The sequence below is a fragment of the Mycobacterium sp. 852002-51961_SCH5331710 genome, from assembly GCF_001665535.1.
GTDB lineage: Bacteria > Actinomycetota > Actinomycetes > Mycobacteriales > Mycobacteriaceae > Mycobacterium.
In genome coordinates, this window is record NZ_LZSQ01000100.1 from 100,490 (window position 1) to 121,315 (window position 20,826).

Sequence of the window (20,826 nt, forward strand, 5' to 3'; positions counted from 1 at the left end):
CGTCAGCTCGCGATGCGATCGCGAAATGTGTTGCGGTAGCTCTGCGGCGACACGCCGGTCAGTCGCCGAAACTGCTCGCGGAAGTTCGCCGCCGAGGTGAAGCCCACCTCACGCCCGATCCGTTCGACCCCGTGGCCGGTGCTCTCCAACAGCTGCTGCGCGTGCCGGATGCGCACGCCGGTCAGCCACTGCATCGGCGTCTGCCCCGTCTCGGCCTGAAAGCGCCGGTTGAGTGTGCGCACGCTGAGCGCCGCGTGCGCGGCGAGGTCGTGCAGCGTGAGGTCGCGGTGCGCGTTGTGTTCGATCCACGCCAGCAGATCGTCGAGTGTGGTCTGCTCGGCAATGCTGTTGAGCACCGGGCGGTTTCGGACGATGAACTGGGCCTGACCGCCGCTGCGGTGCAGCGGGGCGACCGCCATGCGGGCCGCGTCCGCGGCCACCGAGCTGCCGTGGTCGAGTGCCACCATGTGCAGGCACAGGTCGAGCCCGGCCGATGCGCCCGCCGACGTCAGGATGTCGCCCTCGTCGACGTAGAGGACGTCGGGATCGAGGTCCACCCCGGGGTACCGCGCGCGGAACAGGTCAGCGGCCACCCAGTGCGTGGTGGCGCGCCTGCCGTCCAACAGCCCGGCCTCCGCGAGCGTGAACGCCCCCGTGCAGATCGAGGCGATCCGCGCTCCCCTGCGGTGCGCGGATCTCAGCGCGTCGACGAGCGCGTCGCACGGCGGGGTGTCCAGGTCGTCGCGGCCGGGCACCACGATGGTGTCGGCGCGCCGGAGGTCCCCGATGCCGTGGTCGCTCGCGATGGCGAGCGGACCCGCGGTGACGACCGGGGCCGTCCCGCACACGATGACGCGGTAGCCCGGCTCCCCGGACGCCAACCGGACGCGGCCGAACACCTCGACCGCCGTGCCCAAGTCGAACGCGATGGTGTCGGGCAGCGCGACGACGGCGACCGTGTGCATGGCGCCACCCTAACAGCGAGTGGCAATTTTTACACCTACTGCTGAGATCTTGCCATCAGGGGTTCATCTCGTATGCACCGTCGTATGCCCTCACCCGCTCCCACACCCGGTCGAACCGCGCGGCGTCGTGCTGGGGCGCGCGGATCGCACCGAGCGCCCACGACTGCTGATCGGGCGTCGCGGTCGGCTTACCGTGCAGTGCAACGGCATACATGTTGAAGTCGCGGATCTGGAAGTCGAAGATCTGGTCGATCAGATCGCGGTCGAGGTCGGTCAGCGCGGCCTGCTCGAGGATGAGCTGACCGTAGACGATCAGCGAGAACAGGTGGCCGACGTTGAGCAGGAAGTCGAGGTCCTTCTGCTGGTCGGCATCTGGCGCCGCGGTCAGCAGCAGGTCGCGAAACGCCTTCGCCTGGTCGTAGAACACCGCGACGTTCGGGATGTCGAGGGCTCGCTCGTAGACCGGCGTCCAGTCGGCGAACTGCACGTTGCCCGCGCCGCGGGTCGGTCCCTGGTTCCAGAAGAATGTGTCGTCGGCGGCGTCGTCGCGAGTGGGGATCTCCGGATACTGCGCGGGGTTGAGCATGTAGTTCGGCATGAACTTCAGCACCAGCCCGACGTTGACGTGCACGGTGCCCTCGAGGCGGGGCAGCGTCCCGATGAGCTGGGCGACCTCGCGGAACATCGTGTTCTTCTCATAACCCTTGGCGGCGATGACGTCGTGCAGCGCGCGCAGCACGGTCTCGCCCTCCATGGTCACCTTGGCCTTGGTCATCGGGTTGAACAGCAGATAGCGCCGATCGTCGAGGCTGGCGCTGCGGAAGTAGTCGACGGCGCGCCCGCTGAACAGCTTCATCGCGACCAACCGGGAGTATGCATCGACGAAATTCGCTCGCACGTGCGAGAAGTCGGTGACGGGGTTGCCGTAGAGAATGCGGTTCTGCGCGTGGGTGATCGCCTCGTAGAACGCGTGCTCGGTCATCCCGATCGAACAGGTGCACAGGTTGAACTTGCCGACGTTGACCGTATTGAGCGCGGCGGCAAAGGCTTCCACGCCCGTGTGCAGGATGTCCTGTTCGCGTACCGGGTAGTTCTCGAGCCGGAATGTGCTCACATAGATCTGCATGTGCACGACGTTGTCGATCAGGTGGTAGTCCTCGTGGCGGCTGTCGACGGCGAAGAACACGTACGAGTCCTGGCCATCGATGTCACCGCGACGGCCGAACACCGACACCATGCTGGCGACGTTGCCGTTGCCGATGTAGTACTTCTCTCCGGTGGCGCGGTACAGAATTCCGTTGGCGCGGTCCTCCTCGCTTGCGGGTGTGAGCACCATGTCGGTGTTGTAAACGTCGGCGCCGTGGGCTCGCTCGGACAGTCCGAAGGCCATCACCTCGCCCGCTTCGAGGTCGTCGGCGGCCTGCAGCTTGGCGTCCTTGTTCTCGCTCTGCCAGATCGGCCCGAGGCCGAGGATGGTGACCTGTTCGGTGTACCAGTACGTCAGCCCGTAGAAGCCGAGGATCTCCGACAGCGCGGCGTTGCGGGCGGCGTCCCACCGCTTGTTCGGATCACCGTCGGCGAACTCCGACGGCGTCAGGAAGGTCGCGAACAGTCGTTCGCGCCTAACGAATTCGATGAAATCCGCGGGCCAGTGGGCGGACAGGTCGTCGTCGAGGATGCGTTTCTTGCCGAGGCCCTCGAAGAAGTCGATCGTGGCGCGCAGCAGCCTGCGGGTTTCGGTGTCGAACTGTTGCGGATCGTAGGTGTGCGGGTTGAACAACAAGCCGTCCGTCTGCGTCATTGCGCAAGCGTAGGGCGCGGATCGGCGCTACGGAGCCGGTTGACCGGGCAGCTGCGGGGCCGGCACCCACGGAAGACCAGGGATGGTCGGATACGGCGCGGTCGGGCTCCACGGCGGCGGCTGGGTGGTCGGCGGCGGTTCCGTCGTGGCGGGCGGCGGCTCGGTCGTCGGCGGCGGTGGTTCCGACGTCGGCGGCGGCGGTTCCGACGACGGAGGGGGCGGCTCGGGCGACTGGGGCGCCTCGGTGACCGTCCGGGTCACCGGCGGAGGCGGCTGGTAGACCGTCTGCGGCGCCTGCGTCGCCGGCGGGGGCGGTTCGGCGGTGGTCGTCGTCGCGGGTGGCGGGGTGGCCGTCGGCGGCGTGGTGGTCGATGCGGGCTCGGGCGCGGACTCATCGCCGGACATCACCCACACCACCGCGGCCACCAGAGCGGCCAGCACCACGAGGACACCGCCCGCGAGCGGCACCGCCGGATTGCGGTACCAGGGCACCGGCCGCTGCGGCACGTCGTCCCAGGACTCGTCCTCGAACTGCATCTGCGGACGCACGTCGGCCGCGGCGGGAGATGAGTAGTCATAGGGGTCGGTGGCCATGGCCTCGGGCACGTCGGGGACGTCGTCGGCGTCCGACCACGCCAGGGCTCCGAACGACCCCGACTGTGGCGACGCCTCATCGCCTTGGGCACTGACCTCGGGGGCCATCGCGGTCGCTGCCGCGGCGGCTGCGGCGGCGCCTGGAGCCGCGGACATCGCCGTCATCCCCTCTTCGACGGTGCCACGGACCGCGGCCAACCCGCCGCCCTCGGCCGCGGACAGTTCGGGATGGGCCGACGTGATGACCGGCGCCCGGAACCGCTCCGAGAGCGTGGTGGTGATGACTGGGATACGCGCGCCGCCACCCACCGATGCCACGGCGGCGAGCTCTCGAACACCGTTGCGCTGCAACGTGTCCTGCAGGACATCGGCGAAACCGGCGAGCGGCCCGCGCAGCGCCTCGTCGAGTTCGGTGCGGGTCAACCGCACGTCGCTGCGGTGCCCGGGGAGTTCGGCGACCAACGACGTGAACGCCGCGGTCGACAGCCGTTCCTTGGCCCCGCGGCACTGCGCACGCAGCCGCGACAGCGATCCGATCGCCGAGGTGCTCGACAGGTCGACGGCGCCGGCCGCCGACAGGTCCTCGATGACGTGGGTCAGCAGCGCCTGGTCGACCAGGTCACCGGACAGGTCGTGGTGGCGGACGGTTTCGCCGATCTGCGCGTAGCCGTTGTCGGCGTCGAACAGGCTGACGCTGGTGCCGGTGCCGCCGAAGTCGCAGAGCGCGATGACGCCGTGGGCCGGCACCCCCGGCTCGTTCTTGAGCGATGTCAGCGCGGCCACCGCATCGGAGACGACGGGCGCGGGCTGGGGCCGCTGGAATTCGGGAATCGCGGCCAGGGCACCGCGCAGGGCGTCGACCGAGGCGGGCCGCCAGTGCGCCGGATGCGTCACCGCGATCTGGCCGACGGGACTGCGCCCGCCCCCGACCGCGCGCAGCATGGCCCGCAGGGCGTCGGCGAGCACGACTTCGGCCTTGTGACTGGTGCCGTCGGCGGCCACGATGTCGACCGGATCCCCGACGCGGTCGACGAAATCGGTCAGTATCAGGCCGCGTTCGTTGAGGTTGCGGTTCTCGCTGGGCACGCCGACCTCGGGCGGCCGATGGGGAAACAGGGTCAGCACCGGAGACCGGGTCAGGGCGGCCCTGCCCACGACGACGGCCGCCAGATTGGTGGCGCCGACCGAGAGCCCTACGCCGTCAGCCATCAGCGGATGGTGCCTGCGCCCGGAATCAAAGGCAAATCCAACGCCGTCACCCAGCCGGGTGAGAGGTCGTTGACGGCGGGTACGGCGTTGAGTGCGCGCAGGCCGGTCGCGAGGCAACCGGCCGCGGCGGCGTCGCGGCCGGAGCCGTCGGTGAACCGGAACGCCGTCTCCTGGAAGATGCTCGGCGTGCCCTCGATGTCGACGCGGTAGACGTCGTTCTCGTTGCCCGACGGCCAGTCGGGTGCGGCGTCGTTGCCGATGCGGTTGACGTGTTCGAGCTGGATCCGCGTCTCGCCCTGGTACACGCCGTTGATGGTGAACCGCACCGCCGCGACGTTTCCGGGCGCGATGACTCCCTTCGCGGTCTTGCGTTCGGTCGGCGTCACCCACTTGTCCCATGTCGTGGTGATCTCGTCGAGCATGATCCCCACGGCATGCGCGATCATCGGAACCGTTGCCCCCCAGGCGAATATCAGGATGTCGGGGTTCTCCAGCAGCGGCCGGTACTCGGGCGGTTTGCCGATGCCCATCTCGCGGTCGTAGTCGCCCTCATAGTTTGTGTAATCCAGCAGTTCCGAGGCGCGGACCTTGCGGACCTCCGAACACAGGCCCATCAGCGTCATCGGGAAGAGGTCGTTGGCGAATCCGGGGTCGATACCGGTGGTCAGACACGACGACTCGCCGAGTTCACAAGCCTCGGTGATGGGTTCGATCCAGTTCGGCGGATTGAGGTGCATGGTCGGCCAGATCCACGGCGTCATCGCGGTCGAGCAGACGTCGATGCCGGCCCGCAGGAACCGGGTGATCAGCGCGATGTTGTCATCGGCGTGGTTGGCGGTCGGCCCGTAGTGCACCAACGCATCGGGTTTGAGCGCGATCAGTGCGTCGACGTCGTCGGTCGCGGTCAACCCAAGCGGGGCGCCCAGCCCGCAGATCTCGCCGACGTCGCGGCCCACCTTCTCGGGGTTGCTCACCCCGACGCCGACCAGCTCGAACAGCGGGTGTTTGACGATCTCGGGGATCACCATCTTGCCCACGAAGCCGGTGCCCCAGACGACCACGCGTTTGGCGCCAGAATCCCGAAATCTCCCAGCCACTGCTCGCCTTCCACTCGGCCCCGCACTACACGATAGGGGCGGTCACCGTCCGATCGGATCGGACGCTACAGATTGATCGGATCGGGCCCATCCTTCGTTTTGGTGCTGTCTTTGAGCGCGGCCTTGAACTGCATCGTGCGATACGGCCAGCCCGTGGCCGTATTCCACTGCGAGACAACCAGTCCGACACCTCCGTCGATGTCGAAGCGCGATCCCGGCAGCAGGTAGCCACCGTAGAGCTGGGCGACCCGGCTGCCGAAATGGTCTTCGCCGTCCCAGCCCGATCCGAGGACGGGCATCTGGATCGGGGTGGTGTGCATGTTCGCCACCGGCGACGACGCGACCCGGTAACCGAGCGCGTACTTCGAGGCGAGGAAGCCGCCCAGCACCCACTTTCCGGGCGCGATACGGCGGAAGGTGAGCTCGCCCCAGCGCTCCTCGACGGGGGTGATCGGCGTCGCGGACGTTCCCCACGACCACCGTGTCCCGTCGAATCCCCAACTGAGATAACGCCTCCGGTCGCCGATGTGCTCGGGGCGCACCCGCATCAACACGATGCCCTTGTCGCGTTGGAAGCCGGTGGCCGCCACGTACACCCAGCCGTCGTCAGGGTCGTGATCCCATGCCCAGCACTGTGCGTGACCGTTGTGCAGGTCCGCGGGGAACTTCGCCTTCTCCCCCAGGTGCGTCCAGCTCACGCCGCTGTCGCGGGACCGCCAGATCTCGGTCCAGACGACGGTGCCGAAGCCGCGGTTGACGATGGCGTGCAGGTACATCTCGTCGCCGACGGTCAGCAGGTCCGACGGGATCACGGTGCTGATACCGCCGCGGCGCCAGCCGGATCCCGCGTCGTCGTGCTCGTAGTGCCACAGTTGGCGCGCGTAGTCCGGGTCGCTGCCGCCGGCGCGTTCATAGACGATCGGATGGTCGGCGTCGCCGGTGCCGATCAGGATGACCGGCGAGCGCCAGTCTCCCTCGCCGACCCGGGTGCCGGAGAAGGTGTCGCCGAACACCGACACCAGCTTTCCGTTCGGCGCGATCACCGACGCGCCGAGGTCGGTGCAGGTGACACCCCATCGATCGGTCAGGCCGGGACCGGTCAGGTCGAGGGCTTTGCCGTTGAGAAGCGGCAGCCGGGCCCGCCCGGTGGGTTCGAGCCCGCGCCCGGCCGCATGGCCGATCGACGGATCGTCAGGCACCTAGAAGCAGCGGCGCAGTCCGCCGGGCTCGCAGATCAGCGGATACGGGGTGACCGGGATGGCCAGGGGCTGCTTGAACGTCAGCGTCAGCGGCAGTTCGACCATCCCGGGCTGCTCACCGCAGACCGCGTCGTGGATGATCCTGACCCGGCCCTGGAGCGTGGACCCGTTGAACGAATAGATCTCTTTCTGCAACGCGGTGCTGCCGTCGGGGCAGTTGCGGATCGAGTCGAAGGTGTTCGACTTGAACGTCCAGTCGCCGCCGACCATGTCGGCCTCGGCGCCACCGCGGCCGGCCGGCGTGACCTTCAGCCGGCAGCCGACCGGCAGGATCAGCGGCTCGCGCAGATCGCCAACGGTCGGCACGCAGATCGGGAAGATCTCCCAGGTGGTCTCGGCCTGACCGGCGATCTTGACGGTGTAGACCCCTTCGGGGGTGTCGGGAGACTTCACGTCGCCCTGACCGGCGGCGACGCCGGCGGCGCCGAACACCAGCGCAAGGATGAACGCGGCGAGGCCCAGCGTCCGCGCGATCGTCTTGGTCACCTCGTGCCCCTTCAGCCGTCTACGGTGGTTCGAGTATCTCAGTGTGCACGGGGCGTCGTCACCGCTTTCCCCGGCTCCGGGTTTTGATGATCAACTACGGCGGGTAGAGCCGACGGGTAACGACGACGCACGCGAGCGGCGGGTGAGGGAATGAAGCGACTGGTGGCGTGGATCGCCATCGTGGCCGTGACCGCGCTGGCGGGCTGCTCCACCGGACGGGGCGTCGATCTCGGCGATTCGTCGAACAACCTCGTCGCTGCGATCGCCGGCGAACCCGACCAGCTCGACCCGCACAAGACCAGCGCGTTCTTCTCGTTCGAGGTGCTCGAGAACGTCTTCGACACGCTCGTCGAGCCGGACGCCAACCTGGAGATGCGGCCGGCCCTCGCGGAGTCGTGGGAGGTGAGCCCCGATCAGTTGTCGTGGACGTTTCATCTGCGACCGGGTGTGACGTTTCACGACGGCAGCCCGTTCACCGCCGATGACGTCGTGTTCTCGTATCGGCGGATCATCGACGAGCAGTTGGCCAACGTCGACAAGTTCAGCGCCGTCACCGATGTGCGGGCCGTCGACCCGATGACGGTGGTGATCGATGTCAAACACCCGACGCCGAACCTGTTGACCAACATCGGCGGGTTCAAGGGCATGGCGATCGTCCAGCGCCGCAACGTCGAAAGCGGTCAGATCGCCACTCATCCGGTGGGCACCGGGCCGTTCGCGTTCCGGTCGCAGAAGAGCGGCGACTCCATCACGCTGATGGCGAATCCGTCGTACTGGGGCGGTGAACCGAAGGTGGCGGGCGTGACGTTCCGCTTCATCTCCGAACCGTCGACCGCGTTGTCGGCGCTGCAGGCCGGTGAAATCGACTGGACCGACTCGATTCCGACGCAGCGGGTGGCACAGCTCCGCGACGACGACTCGCTGCACCTCGCGGTGACCGCAAGCAACGACTACTGGTATCTCGCGCTCAACGAAGCCCATAAACCGTGGGACGACGTGCGGGCGCGCCAGGCCGTCGCGTACGGCATCGACCGCGCCGCCATCGTGCAGGCCACCAGCTACGGCACCGCTGCGGCCAACCAGCTCGCCATCCCGGAGGGCAACCCGTGGTACACCCCATACGACCGCTACCGCTACGACACCGACGCCGCGCGACGGCTTTTCGACGAAGCGGGTGTCGGCAATGTCGACCTCGACATGCTGGTCACCAGCGACTACCCCGAGACCGTGACCGCGGCGCAGGTCATCGCCGATAACCTTGCGCCGCTGGGTATCACGGTCAACATCCGCACCGTCGACTTCGCGACCTGGCTCGATGAGCAGAACTCAGGGCACTTCGACATGTTGATGATGGGTTGGCTCGGCAACATCGACCCCGACGACTTCTACTACGCCCAGCACCACACCAACGGGACCAGCAACGCCCAGAAGTTCTCCAACCCGGAGGTCGACCGCCTGCTCGACGCGGGCCGCGTGGAGACGAACCGGCAGGCCCGCTTCGACGATTACCGGCGCGCGGCGACGATCATCGCCGACGAGGTCAGCTACATCTACCTGTACAACCCCTCGGTGATCCAGGCGTGGGTGAGGAACCTGTCCGGTTACGAGGCCCGCCGCGACGGCGCGGTGCGGTTCCGCACCGCCAGCCTCACCGGAGACGAAACGTCATGACGCGCCCGCTGACTCATCCGATCGTGCGGTTTCTCGCGCGCCGACTGGTGTATTCGGCGGTGGTGCTGCTCGGGGTGCTCGTCGTGAGCTTCGCGCTGGTGCATCTGGTTCCCGGCGATCCGGTGCGCATCGCGCTGGGAACCCGATACACGCCGCAGGCCTACGAGGCGTTGCGCTCGGCGAGCGGGCTGGACAAGCCGATCGTCGAGCAGTTCTTCGCCTACATCGGCAAGGCGCTGACCGGTGACCTCGGGGTCAGCTTCCGCAACGGCGATCCGGTGACACAGATCCTTCTCGAAAGGCTGCCCGCCACAGTGTCGTTGGCGGCCGTCGGGATCGTGATCGCGCTGCTGATCGCGATCCCGGCCGGGATCTGGTCGGCCCTGCACGAAGGCAGGCTCAGCGACGCGATCGTGCGGGTGGGCAGCCAGTTCGGGGTGTCGATCCCCGACTTCTGGATGGGGATTCTGCTCATCGCGCTGTTCGCCTCGACGCTGCACTGGCTGCCCACGTCGGGGTACCGGCCGTTGTTTGACGACCCGGGCGGGTGGTTGCGCCATCTGGTGTTGCCTGCGCTGACCGTCGGGTTGGTGGCAGGCGCGATCATGACGCGCTACGTCCGCTCGGCCGTGCTCGAGGTCGCCGCGATGGGCTATGTACGCACCGCGCGATCGAAAGGGCTTGCGCCGCGGGTGGTCACGCTGCGCCACACCGTCCGCAACGCTTTGATCCCGGTGCTGACCATCACCGGCATTCAGCTGGCCACGATCTTGTCGGGGGTCATCGTCGTCGAGGTCGTGTTCGCCTGGCCGGGCCTGGGCCGGCTGGTCTACAACGCCGTGGCCGGACGCGACTACGCGGTCATCCAGGGCACGGTGCTGTTGATTGCGGCGCTCTTCCTGTTGATCAACCTGATCGTGGACGTGCTCTACGCCGTCGTCGACCCGAGGATCCGGCTGTCATGACCGCTCCTGCCAGGGTGTCGTCGCTGCGGCTGCTGATGGCCAACCCGGTCACCGTGGTGAGCACCGGTCTGCTCCTGCTGATCGCGTTCGTCGCCGTCACCGCCGATTGGATTGCGCCGTACGAGATCAACGACGTCGACGTACCCAACGCGTTGCGCCCGCCCAGCGGATCGCACTGGTTCGGCACCGACGAACTGGGTCGCGACGTGTTCTCCCGGGTGTTGGTGGCAACGCAGGCGTCGATGCGGGTTGCGGTCGTCAGCGTGGCGTTCGCCGCGGTCGTCGGCGTAACGGTCGGCCTGGTGTCGGGGTATCGCGGCGGTTGGCTCGACACCGTCTTCATGCGCGTGGTGGACGTGATGTTCGCGTTTCCGGTGCTGCTGCTCGCGCTCGCGGTGGTCGCGATCCTCGGTCCGGGGGTGACGACGACGATCCTGGCGATCGGCATCGTGTACACGCCGATCTTCGCGAGGGTGTCGCGGGCCAGCACGATGAGCGTGCGCGTGGAATCGTTCGTGTCGGTGTCGCGCAGCATGGGCACCGGGCATCTGTACATTCTCGGTCGACACATCCTGCCGAACATCGCCGGCCCGCTGCTGGTGCAGACGTCGCTGTCGTTGGCGTTCGCGATCCTGTCCGAGGCCGCATTGTCGTTCCTGGGATTGGGGATTCAGCCGCCGCAGCCGTCGCTGGGACGGATGATCTTCGATTCGCAGGGCTTCGTGACGATGGCGTGGTGGATGGCGGTCTTCCCGGGTGCCGCGATTTTCGTCGCGGTGCTGGCCTTCAACCTGCTGGGCGACGGTCTGCGCGACGTGCTCGATCCCCGGCAGCGCACGATGATCGAGGCCCGAAGGAAGCAATGAGCGAACCGGTGTTGAGCGTGCGCGACCTGCGGGTGAGCATCGGCCGCCGGGAGATCGTGCACGGCGTCTCGTTCGACGTGCACCGCGGGCAGACGTTGGGCATCGTCGGCGAGTCCGGTTCGGGCAAGTCGATGACCGTACTGGCCGCGACGGGCCTGCTCGACGCTCCCGGCGCGAGCGTCGACGGAACCAGCACGCTGACAACCGAATCCGGCCGTACCCAGCTGGTCGGCGCGTCGGACCGGGTGCTGCGCAGCGTGCACGGCGGTTCGATCGGTTTCGTGTTCCAGGACCCGGGAACGTCGCTGAACCCGCTGTTGACGCTGGAGCGGCAGATCACCGAATCGCTTGAGGCACACCGCCGGATGACGCGGCAGCAGGCGCGTGGCCGCGCGCTCGAACTGCTGGAGGCGGTCGGGCTGCCGGATCCGGAGACGCGGTTGCGCGCGTATCCGCATCAGCTCTCGGGCGGACAGAAGCAGCGCGTGATGATCGCGATCGCGATGGCGTGCGATCCCGCGCTGCTGATCGCCGACGAACCGACGACCGCCCTCGACGTCACCACCCAAGCTCAGATCGTCGACCTGGTCGCCGATCTGCAGCGCGACTTCGGCACCGCGGTGGTCTGGATCAGCCACGACCTCGGCGTGATCGGCCAGGTGGCCGAGGACGTCACGGTGCTGCGCGGCGGCGAGGCGGTCGAACAGGCCTCGATCACAGACGTTTTCGATCGGCCCCGCCATGAGTACACCCGGGAATTGCTCGCCGCGCGCCCACTGGTCGGGCGTCCCGGCCCGCCTCCGGTGCCGGACGCGCCGGTGCTGCTCGACGTAAACGGCCTCGACGTGCGGTTCGAGGTCAGCACACCGGTCGGCAAGTCGACCGTGCACGCCGTCAAGGATCTGTCATTCCAGATCCGGCGGGGCACCACGCTGGGCCTCGTCGGCGAGTCGGGTTCGGGCAAGTCGACCGTGGCGTCCGCGCTCACGGGCCTGGTGCGGCCCGACGCAGGCAGCGCGACGCTCGGCGACTCCGACGTGTTCGGCGTCCGCGGATCGGCGGAGAAGGCGCTGCGCAGGCGCATCGGGCTGGTGTTCCAGGACCCGTTCTCGTCGGTGAATCCGCGGGCCCGCGTCGGTTCGGCGATCGGCGAGCCGCTGATCGTGCACCGGCTCGCGAAGGGCCGCCGCGGCCGCGCAGCCAGAGTCGCCGAACTTCTCGAACTGGTCGGACTGCCAACGTCATTCGCGTCGCGCTATCCGCACGAGCTGTCGGGCGGTGAACGCCAGCGGGTGAGCATCGCCCGCGCCCTGGCCGGTGAGCCCGAGCTGTTGATCCTCGACGAAGCGACCGCGGCGCTCGATGTTTCGGTGCAGGCCAAGGTGCTCGACCTGCTGGCCGGCCTGCAGCGCGAGCTGGGGCTGACCTACCTGTTCATCGCGCACGACCTCGCGATCGTGCAGCAGGTCAGCCACGACGTGTTGGTGATGCGCGACGGCGCGGCGGTCGAGTACCGGCCCGCAGACGAGTTGTTCGCCTCGCCGCAGGACGACTACACCCGTGCACTGTTGGCCGCCGTACCGCCGGAGCGTCCGCGCGTCTCGGCCTGACCGCCGCATGAGATGGTCATGATCATGACTCAACTCAGCGGCAAGGTCGCATTGGTGACGGGCGCCTCGGCGGGACTGGGCGCCGCGGTCGCGCAACTGTTCGCGGAACGGGGTGCCACGGTGTTCGGTATCGCGCGGGACGCCGAACGCATGGCGACGGTGTTCGAGACGGTGCCCGGCGGCCGCTTCGCGTCGGTGGACGTGACGTCGGTGGCGGCGTGTCGCGAGGCCGTCACGCAGTGCGTCGAGGCATTCGGTCGTCTCGACGTCCTCGTGAATGTGGCGGGCTTTCACCAGATGCGGCACACCACCGAGGTGACCGACGACGACTGGGAGCGCGACCTCGCCGTGAACCTGCACGGCCCGTTCTACCTGTGCCGCGCGGCGATTCCGCATCTTCTCGAGAGCGGCGGCAACATCGTCAACGTCTCGTCGATCGCGGGTGTGGAGGGCGAGGTGTACTCGGCCGGATACTGCGCCGCCAAACACGGACTCGTCGGGCTGACCCGGGCGCTGGCCGTCGAGTACACCAAGGAGAAGGTGCGGGTGAACGCGGTGTGCCCCGGCGGCATGCCGACCGCGCAGACCACCGAGTTCTCCGCGCCCGAGAACGCCGACTGGGATCTGATCATGCGGATCGCCTCGCCGCGCGGCTTCATGGACACCGTCGACGTCGCCAAGACCATCGCGTTCCTCGCCAGCGACGACGCGGCGGCGATACACGGTGCGGTGTACCGCGTCGACAACGGCAAGGGTGCGGGCTAGGGCTAGAGCAGTTTGTGCTCGATCACGGTCGTCAGCTGCGGCTTGCGCCAGCCGCCGGTGACCTTCTCGATCCGCACGCCCATCTCGCCGCCGGCGATCTCCAGGGTGCCGATCTGGTTGCGGAAGTGCGGGAGTGAGACGGGTCGCCAACGCAGTCGCGGCTTGGGCACCTTGGTGGTTTTCACCAGCGCCTTGCCGACGGCTTCGACGAAACCGGTGTGGCCGAGCCGCAGGATGACCCGTTCAACGGCGGAGGGTTCCTTGCGCAGCCCCGAGCAGACGACCTGCCACACCTTGGTGCCCAGCCGGGTCGCTTCGTCGGGCATCTCGACCTCCGACACCCAGCAGTGGTGCACGTCGCCGCCGAACAACACCATCGAGTCGGGTGCCGGTCCGCGCTTTCCGCTCGCCACGTCGATCGCGAGATCCTCGAAGCGCCGGTAGCTTTCCTGGAAGCACGCCCAGTGGTCGAGGTTGGCGGTGATGCGGACCTTCTCCCCCAGCCCGGTGAACCATCGCCCCCACGCGCCGTCGCCAACGGCCTCCGACCACGCTTCGATGTGGTGCATCCCGTAGGGCAACAGGATCGGCAGCGAGCTGGCGAACAACAGGTGCTGATAGTTGCCGTCGGCGTTGGCGGTGATCCAGTCCCATTCCTCGTCGGTGGTGATGCGGCGCCGTCCCGGCGCGAGCTGGCGACCGGTGCGGGCGTCGACGACGATCAGCCGCGCCGAGCCGAGATCGCGACACATGCTGAAATGCGATGCGCCATCGTCCTTCTCGGCCATCTGCGCGAGTTCGCGAATCGGTTCGGCGCCCTGCCGCGTCTCGATGACGCGCTGGAACGTCTGGTCCTTGGCCAGCTCGTCGGGTGACATGTTGCCGAGGTGTTGGTAGATCCAGTAGGACATCAGCCCGCCGATGATCCGCGTCTGATACCAGTCGGTCTTGCGCTTCTCGTCGAGCCAGGCCTGCGAGGTGTTCCACTTGTCGTTGATCTCGTGGTCGTCGAACATCATCGACGTCGGAACGGTCGAGAGCATCCACCGTACGACCGGATCGCACCAGGCGTCCCAGTAGCCGATGCAGTACTCCTCGAAATCCTCGAGCACCTCGACGGGACCGTTGGCGTGCACCTCGCGGTCGGCGACCAGATCCTTGATGGTGTCGTTCACCTGATCGGCGTAGAGCTGGTCGCCCATCATCAGCATGGCGTCGGGCCACAGCGCCGACGGCTGACGCAGCATCCGCATCCCGTAGGTGCGCAGCACGTCGATGCCCTTGCCCTTGGGGTGCCACCAGTGCTGGTAGGTGTAGGGCGGATGGTGTGGGGCCGACGCCCGGCAGGACCCGAACAACAGCCGCAGTGAGCCGTCGCGGGGCATCAGCCGGATTCTGGGCGCAGGGAACTCGTAGTTCCTTGGCGGCCAGGCCTTCTCGCCGTCCAGGTGCACCTGGTACGGGTGCTCCCGGTCGGGGTCGAGGTCGGTCACGCAGACGATCGCGAAGTGGTGGCCTTCGACCTCGAAGGTCTCGGCGCGGTGGCCGAGAACCTCGACCTCGCACGCCTTGTCCGTCTCGACCCAGATCGTCGCGTCGGTCTTGCCGACGTGGCGGAGCAGCGGACCCACACGAACCTGGGGCATCGCCCCATCATGCACCTTTATTGACGGCGGTGTGACGGCGGCGGCTTTCCCGGTGCGCCGGCGGCCCCTCAGTGTTCGGGCCGCCGACGTCCGAGGAAGAACGCCAGGCCGATCGCGCCGAACCCGAGGGTGCCGATCACACCCGCCGAGACCATCAGGAAGATGTCCCTGCCGGTGAGCCCGCCGGTCGACGACTCGTCCGACGCCAGCCGCAGCCGGTAGTCACCGGGCAGCGGGGCCTCGGCCGGTTCGCTCAGGCCCGGGAACTGCTGGGTCTTGCGGATCTCGAATTGGCGTTCGCCGCTTGCGGTTTGGGTCCACTCGCCCCAGGCCGGGGTGGCGCCGTCGAGCAGTACCTTGCGTCCGCCGTAGACGCGGTCCTCGCCGACGTCGACGATCTGGCGCACCCGGAACGGCTCGTAGCGAGCGTTCGAGTAGTTCACCAACACCGGCACGTTGTCGTAGCGCAGCACCGGCGGCGGAGGGGGCGGCAACGGCAGGCCGGCCCCCGGGAAGTAACCGCCACCGAGGAAGGTGCCGACCGCGATGTTGGACACCGCCTGCGCGACGTTGGCGGCCGCGACGACCGGGCTCAGCACCGCCGCGGTGAAGCTGTAGGCGGCGAACTGGGCCGCCTCGAGCACCAGCCGCGACAGCGGCGGGATGTAGGCGATGCGCGGGCGCATGTCGTAGACGTAAACGATGCGCACCGGTGCCCGGAACGGGTTCATCAGCACGGGGCGGTAGTAGTCGTCGTACTCGATCCACTCCGGTCGCCACTGGCGCACGTTGCTGATCAACTCGAAGTCACGGTCGCGCTTGGCCGAGAGCTCGACCTTGGCGCTGGCGCTGGCCTCGGCGCCGTTGAGGCCGAGGGTCATGTCGACCGACTGCTTGAACGCGGCCACGTCCTGCTCGGGTGCGGGCGCGGGCTCCGGTTCGAAGACGGGCTTGGCATTGCGTGCGAGCTGAACGTCCTCGGCGGGTGCCTCCAGGGTCTCCGGCGCCAGGGTCTCGATTTCCTTCGAGGCGTTCTGGATCGACACGGTCGGGGTCTCGGACTCGTCGCCGCCCTTCTCGGTGGCCGACGTCTCGGCCTCGGTCTTGTCCGCCTTGTCGCTCGGCGTCGGCGTCGCGGTGTCGGAGGCCGGCGCGAGCGCAGCCGACGAGCTGGCCGTCTTGGACGGATCAGCCGGCTCGCTGGTGTCCGGCTTGGTCGACGGAGCGGCAGCGCTGGTACTCGGCGCGGCCGACCGCGCGGCGGTCGACGGCTCTGCGGTCGGGGTCGCCGGCTCTTCGGCAGCGGCGGACGGCTCGGCCGTCTGAACCGCGGTGCTGGTCTTCGGCGGCGCCACGGTCTGCGGCTCGGGCGCGACGGGCTCGGGCTCGGACGCGGGCTCCGGCTCGGGAGCAACGGGCTCCGGCTCGGCGACCGGCGCCTGCTGCTGAGGCGCCTGCTGCTGCGGAGCCTGCTGCTGCGGTGCCTGCTGCTGGGGAGCTTGCGTCTGCGGCGCCTCCTGGGTCGCCGGGCCTTGCGGCTCCCGCGCCGAGGTCGGCCGCTCGGCAGGTGCCTCCCGCTCTGGGGCGCTGACCTTCGGTTCCGGCGCGACCGTCGTCACGACGTCGTCGGAACCCGGCTTCGCGACCGCGGGCGCGAGCCCGGCCGTCAGCGCGGTCAGCGAGATCACGGCTCCCGTCGCCAGAACGGCGATGCCTTGCCTGCGGAAATGCGTGCGGAAATCATCCAGCGGAGCACCCATCGTGCCTCCACTCCCTTCTCTGCCTGGTTTGGCGCGTTGACGCCGTGCGACAGGGTTCGTCGCCGAGACGGAAGCGAGCACCACCCCAAGCGCTCCCCCGACGCTTCGGCCTCACAGAATTCATCGCTCGGCCGGGCGGGGCGTTACAGATAGTGCGCGCCGCTACAGCGAAGTCCGTCTCGGCAGCTTGATGGTGTTGAGGCTCGACAACCGCGGGTCACGGCCTGCGACGGCGAAGGCCGCCGACGGCCAGCGCGACACCAACCAGGGCGATGATCGGGCCGAGGATCGACCACGTGGTGGTGTTGCTCATCGGACTGCCGCCGACCACGCCGAAGCCCTGAAGCGTGAACAGCAGACCGAACAAGGCGACGATCACTCCGAGCAGGGCAATGGCGAACCGCATGCGTCCACCCTAGGCGAGTGCCCGGCCTCAGCGGCGCCGCGACAGATACTTCTGATACGTCTCGGCGGCGGCCGCCAGTTCGGGTCGGGCATCGAGCACGGGCTGCATCTTCTCGCGCGCCTGCTCGCGCTTGTAGGGCAGGAACTCCGTCGGGAAATCGCCCTCGTGTGGCTGATAGTCACGCAGTACGCGGCGCGCGACGGTGGCCTTGTGCACCTCGTCGACGCCGTCGGCGATGCCCATCGTCGGGGCTGCGGCGTACATCGCCTGGATCGGGGTGAGGTCGGTGGTGCCGAGCGAGCCGAGGATGTGCAGCGCGTTGAACGACACCTCCCGCAGCACCTTGGCCATCGTGAACTTCACCGCGGCGATCTCGGTGCGGGCCTCCTGCGTCGAGGTGTTGTCGATCTTCCACGCCGTCTCGAGGACGAACAGGCGCAGCATCTTGATCATCGCGTAAGACTCGGCGATCTTCTCCTGCACCATCTGGTGTTCGGAGATGACCTTGCCGTGCGACTCGCGGCTGAGCGCCCGCTCGCACATCATGTCGAAGGCCAGGTTGCACTGCGCGATCGTGCGCATGGCGTGATGGATACGCCCACCGCCAAGGCGCCTCTGCGCCAACGCCTTTGCGCCGTTCTCCGGGCCGAGCAGATGGTCGAGCGGCACCCGGACGTCGCGGTACTTGATGTGGTTGTGGTTGCGCGGCTCGGGCATGATCTCCACGCCGGGCGTGTTACGCGGAACGACGAACATCCCGTTGGTGCACATCACGAACAGGATGTCGGCGACGCGACCGGCCGAGGTGAACCACTTCTCGCCGTTGATCACCCATTCGTCGCCGTCGCGCACGGCGTGGGTCTTGAACAGGTTGGGGTCGCTGCCGCCCTGCGGTTCGGTCATGGAATAGGCCGAGAAGATGTCCTGGTTGAGCAGCGGTTTGAGCCACCGCTCCTTCTGTTCCTCGGTGCCGTACGCGGCGAGCATCTCCATGTTGCCGGTGTCGGGCGCCGACGCGCCGAACATGTGTGGGGCGCCGGGGTAGCGGCCGATCACCTCGTTGAGCAGGCCGAGCTTCAGCTGCCCGAAGCCCGGCCCACCGAGTTCTCGGTCGAGGAAGATGGCCCACAATCCCTGGTCCTTGACCTCCTGCTGGAGTTCGCGGACGTAGGCCTTGACCGCCGGATCGGGGATGCGCACCGCATGCGGGAACACGTGGTCGAGTGGTTCGACCTTCTCCTCGCAGAACTGCTTGACCCAGTCGAGCTTCTCTTGGAATTCCGGTTCGGTGCTGAAGTCCCACGCCATGCTCGCAGTCTGTCACCACGTCCGCGGCGCGATACGGCAATCCCGGCCTCGGTAACGCCGTAGTCTCGATATGCATCCGATCCTGCGTGCCCCGGGCCAGAACGGGTAGACGGGCGCTAGGAAGGACGTGACATGACTACGCGTGCGCTCACTGCGCTTTCGATTGCAGCGGTCGGCCTGCTGATGGCCGCGCCCCAGGCTGCCGCTTCGCCCGAGGACGACCTCTGCCGCAGCATCACCTCTGTCGGTTATACGGGCGACTGCACGACACTGACCACCCTTGCCCGCGACGCGTGCACGCAGTTCGCGCGCGGTGCCGATTCGACCTCCGTGGCCGAGAAGCTGGACATCGCGACCAAGGACGAGACGTTGTCGAACTTCATCGTGGCGGGTGCGCGGCTGTACCTGTGTCCGGAGCCCACGAGCACGTAAATCCGCTGGCGGGGTTGACGCGCGCTCGGCGGCGCTAGACTCCGACGGCAATGAACGCCCGTCTCGACGCCGCCAGGATCATTGCCGCCGCAGGCACCGCGGTGATCTTGTTCGCGCCGGTGGGCTGCTCGAGCTCGGACAATCCGGAGGCGTCCCCGTCGACGACGGCGGCGCCGGCTCCCCCGTCGCCGACACCAGCAGCCGACGCACCGCGGCGTGAGTTGGCATCCGATCCGGTGCGCATCGCCGAGGATCTCGTCGCCGACGAACGCGCGCTGCGGGACCCGTCGTCGAGTGAGGCGCTGAAGAACGCGGCGGCGCAGCGGCAGCAGGCGGCGTACCGCGCCATCGGACGACATGTCGAGTGGGACGCGATCGTGCGTCCGCGGATCCCGCCGGAGCTCGTGACGGCCTACGACCACAACGTGCACGCGCGGCGAGAGCTCGGTGTGATGAGCCGACCGAAAGACACGCTGCCCGCGTGGCGGATCGTCGCGCCCACTCCGGCGAACGAACTGATGGAGTACTACCGCCAGGCGGAATCCGAGTTCGGCGTGCCGTGGAACTACCTGGCGGCGATCAACCTCGTCGAGACCGCCTTCGGCCGCGTGGCCGGGGTGAGCACCGCGGGTGCGCAGGGGCCGATGCAGTTCATGCCGTCGACGTTCGCCGCTTACGGCGCGGGCGGCGACATTCACTCACCCCGCGACAGCGTCATGGCGGCGGGACGGTACCTGTCCGCCAACGGGTTTACGCGCGACCCCGACTACGCGCTGTACCGGTACAACAACTCGAACAATTACGTGCGGGCGATCCACGACTACGCGGCGGTGATGGCCGCCGATCCCGCCGGCTTCGACGCATACCACCGGTGGGACGTCTACTACATGACGACGGCCGGGGACGTTCTGCTGCCGGTCGGATACACCGAGGAGACCCCGATCCCGGTCGTGAATTACCTTGCGTCCAACGACAAGCCGGCTCCGGATGTCCAGATCTCCGAGCAGAGTGAGCAGATCCTCGAGCGCATGTTGGCGGCCGGTCACGACCGGTTCGGCGCGAACTTTCTCGGAACTCCTTACGGCGCAAACACTCTGATCGGGTCGGTGAGCGAGCCGGAACAGCTCGTGGTCGAATTGACTCGGGTCGACTGTTTCACGTTCGCGGATTACGTCGAGGCGTTGAAGCGGGCGGGCAACCGTGACGAGTTCATCACCGCGCTGAAGGAGGTGCGCTACAAGGACGGAGTGGTGAACTTCCAGAATCGGAAGCACTTCTTCACCGACTGGGCCGCCGACACCCCCGCGGTCGCGAACGACGTGACCGCGGACCTGAGCCCGAATGTCGTTCGGGTGCAGAAGAATCTGAACCAGAAGGACTCGGGCGGTGTGTACCTGCCGGGCTTGCCCGTCGTTCCCCGGACGGTGTCCCACATTCCGAGCGACCAGTTCGGCGGTGACGTCGTGAGCCGACTGCGCACCGGCGACTATATCGGGGCGTACGCCGACGACGGCGGCCTCGACGTCACGCACGTCGGCATCTTCGTCGACACACCGGGTGGTCCGGTGGTGCGCAACGCGTCGTCGCTGCCGGGCGACAACAAGGTCCTCGACACCCCGTTGTCCGACTACCTGCGGACCGTACCCGGGGCGGTCGTGCTGCGGCCGGTTCGGTAGGGGCGAACAGGGACGCCGCGGGACGGCGGGAACCCTTGCGCAGAGGTTTTCCGTCGCTACCATATGGCTCCATGCGGAAATTGACGGTGATGATGATTAGTTTTGCTGTTGGACTCGCTGTCGCCGCACCCGCGAACGCGAGACCAGCACCCCAGCAGCAAGGTTCGTCCTGCGACCCGAACTACTCGGGTGCCTGCGTTCCGGTTGCTCGAGATGTCGACTGTGCCGGCGGGAGCGGTAATGGCCCGGCTTACGTCGACGGCCCCGTGCGAGTCGTGGGACAAGACATCTATGAGCTGGACAGGGACGG

Annotated in this window: 17 protein-coding genes; 7 read left to right on the forward strand and 10 right to left on the reverse strand. The window is 67.9% G+C overall.

Annotation, left to right across the window (positions count from 1 at the left end):
- Positions 1–2 precede the first annotated feature (2 nt).
- The 6 genes from A5752_RS17220 to A5752_RS17245 all read right to left on the reverse strand — a co-directional run bounded on the left by A5752_RS17220 (position 3) and on the right by A5752_RS17245 (position 7,411).
- The gene (locus tag A5752_RS17220; RefSeq protein WP_067087913.1) at positions 3–965 is read right to left on the reverse strand and encodes a GlxA family transcriptional regulator; all 963 of its coding nucleotides are present in this window, start codon (positions 963–965) and stop codon (positions 3–5) included.
- A gap of 55 nt (positions 966–1,020) precedes the next feature.
- Positions 1,021–2,766 carry an acyl-CoA dehydrogenase family protein gene (locus A5752_RS17225; protein ID WP_067087915.1) on the reverse strand — a complete coding sequence of 582 codons (1,746 nt, stop codon included), beginning with the start codon at positions 2,764–2,766 and terminating at the stop codon, positions 1,021–1,023.
- Positions 2,767–2,793: 27 nt separating this feature from the next.
- Complete coding sequence (locus tag A5752_RS17230) at positions 2,794–4,569, reverse strand: Hsp70 family protein (protein WP_067087917.1); 1,776 nt, start codon at positions 4,567–4,569, stop codon at positions 2,794–2,796.
- The gene (locus tag A5752_RS17235) at positions 4,569–5,597 is read right to left on the reverse strand and encodes an NAD(P)H-dependent amine dehydrogenase family protein (protein WP_067088089.1); all 1,029 of its coding nucleotides are present in this window, start codon (positions 5,595–5,597) and stop codon (positions 4,569–4,571) included. The genes A5752_RS17230 and A5752_RS17235 overlap by 1 nt, the downstream gene beginning before the upstream one ends.
- Positions 5,598–5,731: 134 nt before the next feature.
- The gene (locus A5752_RS17240) at positions 5,732–6,799 is read right to left on the reverse strand and encodes a glycoside hydrolase family 183 protein (RefSeq protein ID WP_067088092.1); all 1,068 of its coding nucleotides are present in this window, start codon (positions 6,797–6,799) and stop codon (positions 5,732–5,734) included.
- A 66-nt stretch (positions 6,800–6,865) separates the two neighbouring features.
- Complete coding sequence (locus A5752_RS17245) at positions 6,866–7,411, reverse strand: hypothetical protein (protein ID WP_067087919.1); 546 nt, start codon at positions 7,409–7,411, stop codon at positions 6,866–6,868.
- Between the two features lie 150 nt (positions 7,412–7,561).
- Here A5752_RS17245 and A5752_RS17250 point away from each other — a divergent pair, with 150 nt between their 5' ends.
- Genes A5752_RS17250 through A5752_RS17270 form a run of 5 tightly spaced genes read left to right on the forward strand, consistent with a single transcriptional unit; the run spans position 7,562 to position 13,288 of the window.
- Positions 7,562–9,082, forward strand: a complete 1,521-nt coding sequence (locus A5752_RS17250; RefSeq protein ID WP_067087921.1) for an ABC transporter substrate-binding protein — start codon at positions 7,562–7,564, stop codon at positions 9,080–9,082.
- Positions 9,079–10,047 (forward strand): ABC transporter permease, encoded by a 969-nt coding sequence (locus tag A5752_RS17255; protein ID WP_067087922.1) that lies wholly within the window; start codon positions 9,079–9,081, stop codon positions 10,045–10,047. The genes A5752_RS17250 and A5752_RS17255 overlap by 4 nt, the downstream gene beginning before the upstream one ends.
- The gene (locus tag A5752_RS17260) at positions 10,044–10,913 is read left to right on the forward strand and encodes an ABC transporter permease (protein ID WP_067087924.1); all 870 of its coding nucleotides are present in this window, start codon (positions 10,044–10,046) and stop codon (positions 10,911–10,913) included. The genes A5752_RS17255 and A5752_RS17260 overlap by 4 nt, the downstream gene beginning before the upstream one ends.
- Positions 10,910–12,523 (forward strand): dipeptide ABC transporter ATP-binding protein, encoded by a 1,614-nt coding sequence (locus A5752_RS17265; RefSeq protein ID WP_067087927.1) that lies wholly within the window; start codon positions 10,910–10,912, stop codon positions 12,521–12,523. Before A5752_RS17260 ends, A5752_RS17265 begins: the two co-directional genes overlap by 4 nt.
- A gap of 24 nt (positions 12,524–12,547) precedes the next feature.
- On the forward strand, positions 12,548–13,288 hold the full coding sequence (locus tag A5752_RS17270) for an SDR family NAD(P)-dependent oxidoreductase (RefSeq protein WP_067088094.1): 741 nt from the start codon (positions 12,548–12,550) through the stop codon (positions 13,286–13,288).
- 2 nt (positions 13,289–13,290) lie between these two features.
- On the opposite strand, the gene A5752_RS17275 is transcribed toward A5752_RS17270, so the two are convergent.
- The 4 genes from A5752_RS17275 to A5752_RS17290 all read right to left on the reverse strand — a co-directional run bounded on the left by A5752_RS17275 (position 13,291) and on the right by A5752_RS17290 (position 18,408).
- Entirely contained in the window at positions 13,291–14,934 is a 1,644-nt protein-coding gene (locus A5752_RS17275; RefSeq protein ID WP_067087929.1) for a DUF7800 domain-containing protein, read from the reverse strand.
- A 68-nt stretch (positions 14,935–15,002) separates the two neighbouring features.
- Positions 15,003–16,694, reverse strand: coding sequence for a hypothetical protein (locus A5752_RS17280; RefSeq protein WP_067087930.1), 1,692 nt, complete (start codon positions 16,692–16,694; stop codon positions 15,003–15,005).
- A 217-nt stretch (positions 16,695–16,911) separates the two neighbouring features.
- The gene (locus A5752_RS17285; RefSeq protein WP_067087932.1) at positions 16,912–17,100 is read right to left on the reverse strand and encodes a hypothetical protein; all 189 of its coding nucleotides are present in this window, start codon (positions 17,098–17,100) and stop codon (positions 16,912–16,914) included.
- A 27-nt stretch (positions 17,101–17,127) separates the two neighbouring features.
- On the reverse strand, positions 17,128–18,408 hold the full coding sequence (locus A5752_RS17290; protein WP_067087934.1) for an acyl-CoA dehydrogenase family protein: 1,281 nt from the start codon (positions 18,406–18,408) through the stop codon (positions 17,128–17,130).
- A gap of 132 nt (positions 18,409–18,540) precedes the next feature.
- On the opposite strand from A5752_RS17290, the gene A5752_RS17295 reads away from it, so the two are divergent.
- Positions 18,541–18,840 (forward strand): DUF732 domain-containing protein, encoded by a 300-nt coding sequence (locus A5752_RS17295; protein WP_067087936.1) that lies wholly within the window; start codon positions 18,541–18,543, stop codon positions 18,838–18,840.
- A gap of 50 nt (positions 18,841–18,890) precedes the next feature.
- The gene (locus A5752_RS28235; protein ID WP_067087937.1) at positions 18,891–20,516 is read left to right on the forward strand and encodes an N-acetylmuramoyl-L-alanine amidase-like domain-containing protein; all 1,626 of its coding nucleotides are present in this window, start codon (positions 18,891–18,893) and stop codon (positions 20,514–20,516) included.
- Positions 20,517–20,826: the final 310 nt, after the last annotated feature.